2 protein-coding genes and 1 pseudogene are annotated in these 4,438 nt (G+C 70.7%); all 3 read right to left on the bottom strand.

Annotation, left to right across the window (positions count from 1 at the left end; translation table 11 throughout):
- Positions 1–188: 188 nt before the first annotated feature.
- On the bottom strand, positions 189–2,681 hold the full coding sequence (locus V7E05_RS07925; RefSeq protein ID WP_333619125.1) for a HelD family protein: 2,493 nt from the start codon (positions 2,679–2,681) through the stop codon (positions 189–191).
- A 311-nt stretch (positions 2,682–2,992) separates the two neighbouring features.
- Complete coding sequence (locus V7E05_RS07920; protein WP_333619124.1) at positions 2,993–4,081, bottom strand: DoxX family membrane protein; 1,089 nt, start codon at positions 4,079–4,081, stop codon at positions 2,993–2,995.
- A 180-nt stretch (positions 4,082–4,261) separates the two neighbouring features.
- Positions 4,262–4,438, bottom strand: a pseudogene (locus V7E05_RS07915) (MBL fold metallo-hydrolase); the annotation flags it as partial.

Here is a 4,438-nt window from a genome sequence, read left to right as displayed (position 1 = left end):
CGTCGGCGAGCGAATCGGAGGCGCCGGCCTCCGACTCCCCTCCGCCGCTGCCGCAGCCGGCCAGCACGGCGCAGGCGATGGCGCCGGTAGCGAGGGCGCGAAGGCCGAGCTCGCCACGAGCGAGAATGACAGTGCGGCCTCTGGGGAATCGGGCCGAGCGTCGTGGCGAGGCGTTCACAGTGCCGAGCCTATCCGACCGGCCGCGTGTCGACGAGGACCTCGGGAAGCCGACCGGGATAGAGGACGTGGAGCCTCTGGGTCGCGCGGGTGAGCGCGACGTAGAGGTCCTGCATTCCCTGCACTGACGAAGCGAGGACGGCCTCGGGGTCGATGAGGAGCACGTTGTCGTACTCGAGGCCCTTGACGAGCCGGACGTCTTCGACGGAGAGGAGCCCCGCGGTCTCCGGATCCAGCCCGGCGTCCACGGCGAGCGCCCTGGCGGGCGACTCTCCCAGTCGATTCAGGACCTCTTCGGTCGCGACGATCGCGGTGCTCCTACCGCTCTCGAGCCCGGAGAGGATGGCGACGAGCTCGTCGCGGAGTGCAACCGCATCGTCCTTGGCGCCGATGTCGTGCCAGCCGACCGGGTGCTCGCCGGAGCGAATGGGGCGCGGCGGGGTGATCTCGGGATCGATGTCCTCGAGCACGGCATCGGCAATGTCCGTGATCGTCTCGGGGGTGCGGTAGTTGATCGTCAGCTCGCAGAGCTGCCAGCGATCCTCTACATATGGAGAGAGGGCCTCGCCCCACGTTTCGACGCCGGCGGGGCTCGAGGTCTGGGCGATATCGCCGACGAGGGTCATCCAGCGGTTCGGGGAACGGCGCATCACCATTCGCCACGCCATCGGCGAGAGTTCCTGGGCCTCGTCGACGATCACATGCCCGAACGCCCAAGTTCGGTCCGCCGCAGCGCGCTCGGCGACCGTGAGGTCCGAATCGGCGCGGTTTCGCCTCGCGAGCGCTTCGGCGTCGACCACGTCGTAGGCGGAGAGGATCTCCGAGTCCGTGTCTTCGAACTCCATCGAGGCCGAGCCCTGCAGGATCTCCAGCGCCTCCTCCGCCTGCCGGAGCTGTTCGGCCCATGCGCGCTCCTCCTCAGCGCGCTCGGCCTCGGAATCGACGCCGAGGATCTCTGCGAGTTCGTCGATGAGCGGAACGTCGGCGGGCGTGAACGCACGGCCGTCCGCGCGCAGCAGGGCCTCCTGGTCCTCCTCGACGTAGTCGGCCGCAGCCTTGGCGATGCGCTCGCGGGACTCGAAGAGCTCGGCCAGCACCGCATCGGGATCGAGGATCGGCCACCACTCGTCCACGAGTTCTGCGATGCCCTCGTGCTCGGCGAGCTCGGCGCGGATTGCGGCCTTGTCGTCCGCGGTGAGTAGGTTCCGCTCGGCCGCCTCCGGTGCGCCGGAATCGATCCTGTGGACCTGTCCTCCGCCGGCCACGACATCGACCATCTCGGTGCCGCCGGGGCCGCCCCCCGCGCCGGCTTCGCCCTCGGCGAACTCCGGGTCCTGCCACAGAGCGGCCTCCTCCGCGGCGCGATTCGCGGCCTCCGCCGTCACCGGCAGGGGGGTCCCGACCAGGTCCGCGTACGCCTCGGTGAGCTGGTCGAGCAGCGAGGATTCGAACGCCGGGCGGGCCCGATTGTGCGGGCGGCGGGACATGCGGCCGCGACCGCGGGCCTTGCGGACCATGGCCGGGGTGATCTCGAGCGTGACGCCGTCGACCGAGATGCGCACCGCGGAGACGGGTGCGGTCTGCCGCTCCTTCACCGCGCGCTTGAGGATCTCGACCATGTCGAGTGAGCCCTTGACCTCCTCGGAGTGCTCGGACTCCGAGCCGACGGCCTCGATTCCGGGATACAGCGTGCCGATGGTGCGGAGCACGACCCCGGACTCGCCGAGCGACGGGAGGACGCGCGCGATGTAGTCGAGGAAGGTGGTGTTCGGCCCGAGGATGAGCACGCCGCGGCGGTCGAGTTGCTCGCGGAAGGTGTAGAGGAGGTACGCCGCGCGGTGCAGGGCGACTGCTGTCTTGCCCGTGCCCGGCCCGCCCTGCACGACGATCGCGCCGCGGTGCTCATTGCGGATGATCTCGTCTTGCTCGCGCTGGATCGTCGCGACCACGTCGGTCATGTGCCCGGTGCGCGCGCGGTTGAGCGCCTCGAGAAGAGCGCCCTCACCGGCGACGCCCGCGGCGGCGCCGGACCGGCCGGTGTGGCCTTCTGGGCCCGTGCCGTCGAGCCATTCGTCTCCGATGTCGACCAACTTGCGGCCGTGGGAGCGGATATGACGGCGACGCACGATGCCCTCGGGGCGCGCCGTGGTGGCGAGGTAGAAGGGGCGCGAAAGGTCCGAGCGCCAGTCCAGTAGGAGGGGCGTGAGTTCGGAATCGGAGTCGCGCATGCCGACTCGCCCGATGTAGTTCGTCGAGCCGTCGGCGCCGTCGAGCCGGCCGAAGCACAGGCCCATGTTCGCCGCGCGGTACGTTGCGAGCTCCGTGGAGTAGAGGCGGATGTAGGACTCGCGCTCCGAGCGCGCCTGCGGGGTTCCTCCGCCCGCCGCGTGCGCCTCGGCGAGGCGGCTGCGCGCGGTGGTCATGAGCTCGCCGAGCCTGTCGTAGAGCCGGTCCAGGTAGGCCTGCTCTTCGGTGAACTCGCGCTGGAAATCCGTATCGGACAAGGTGTGTTGCGCCTCCTTGCGGCACGAGAAATTCTGGACGGGCAAGCCTACCCCTGGGCGGGCCAGTTCGCCCGTTGCGGAGTCGCGTGCAGGTTAGGGGACGTGCGGGGAGAGGTGGAAGAGGCTGGAAGAGGCGGTGGGGGCTAGGCGAGACCGAGGCGGCGAGGCGCGGCGGGGCGGCGCCGGGTGCTGCAGAGCCGACGAGAAAGGCGGGCTGCCCTGGAGGGCAGCCCGCCTTTCGCGGGTGCATTCGCGCCGTCTCGGCGCGCTCGCCGGGGCATCCGCCCCAGGGACGCCCGCAGCGACTCGGCTTACTTGCCGAACTTGGCCTCGGCCTTCGCCTTGGCGCGGGCCTCGGCCTCCTTGCGGAGCTGGCGACCGCTCTTCTTCGCATCCTTGGCGCGCGCCTCGGCCTTCTTGCGCAGCACGCGGCCGTCACGCTTGGCCTTCTTCGACCGGGACTGGGCCTCGGCGAGCAGGGCCTCACGCTTGCCGCCGGCCTCCTCGCGGAGGCTCTTCGCCTGGTCGAGCGCGGACTCGAGGTACGGGCTCGCGTTGCCGCGGAGCTTCTCGGTCTGCGCCTTGAAATCGAAGTCGGAGACGCGCCCCTTGGCGTCGTCGAACACCGACTGTGCGTCGACGTTCTTCGCGCGCTCGGTGAGGTTCTGGCCCGCGTTACCGGCCTTCTCCACGAGCGTCGACGCGGTCGAGGAGGCCTTCTCGCCGAACGCCTTGGCGTTCTCCGGGAGGTTCTCACCGACGTTGCCCGTGACGTTGACGAGCGCTTCCGAGACGTTCCCCGACTGGTCGTTGACGGCACCGGCGACCTTGCGGGCGTCCGTGCCGATGGTGTGCGCGGTGCTCTCGAGCGCGGAGCGGAGGCTGTGGGCCTCGCCCTTGATCGCGGGGAGCGCGGCGGAGACCTCGCCGCGGGCGGCCTGGGCACGCCAGCGCAGGCCCGGCTTGCCCTGGGTGTCCTCGGCGGCGATAAACAGTGCGCCGAGGAGCGCCGCATCCGTGGCGACGCCGACGGCCTTGTTGCCGCCGTGGGCGGCGGCGCCGCCGGGGGTATCGGAGAAGCGCGCGACGATGTTCGGCGCGTGCGAGGCGGCGAGCACGGCCGCCGACAGGCGGGGCGCCTTGCCGATGGCGAAGAGTGCGCCGGCGCCGATCTTGACGCCCGCGAGGACACGCACGGCGGTCTTCGGGGCCGGGGCGGGCACGGGCTTCGCGGACTCGGCGGAACCGGCCTTCGCGGAGGCGGCCTTGTTCGCGGTCTTCTCGATCCGCTCGACTGCGGGGGCCACGGCGGACGCCCGGTCGGCGGGGTTACGCAGCACCGAGACGCCGTCAAGGATAAAGACGGAGGCGAGCATCGGTCGGGCGATTGTACGAATCATGTGTCAGCTCCTGTTGTAGGCGAACTCAATCCAAGGTAGTGGTAGTTCTTCGCGTCCGCAGAAGGCGCGGCATTCGTGCAGGAACGGCGCCGGATTGTGGTGGTGCCGTAGGCGTTTCGCCGGCGAAGGGGAACCGTCGGCGCGCCGCCCGCGGGGCAGACGGGCGCGATCGGGGAATGGCTACCAGCCGCGCTCGCGCCACTCACCGAGGTGCGGACGCTCCGCCCCGAGCGTCGAATCGTCGCCGTGGCCGGGGTGGATCACGGCATCGTCGCCGTACGCGCCGAAGATGCGCTCCTCGAGATCGTCCATGAGCCGATCAAAGGCCTCGCGGTCCGGGGTCTTGCCGGGCCCGCC

Source organism: Dietzia sp., assembly GCF_036741115.1.
In the GTDB taxonomy this organism is placed as follows: Bacteria; Actinomycetota; Actinomycetes; order Mycobacteriales; family Mycobacteriaceae; genus Dietzia.
The sequence above is the reverse complement of the archived record's forward strand: the minus strand, read 5'-3'. Positions and strand labels throughout refer to the sequence as shown.

What these genes read in the sequence shown, in the direction of transcription:
- V7E05_RS07920 (WP_333619124.1), bottom strand. Translation starts at nt 4,081, where the DNA reads ATGATTCGTACAATCGCCCGACCGATGCTCGCCTCCGTCTTTATCCTT.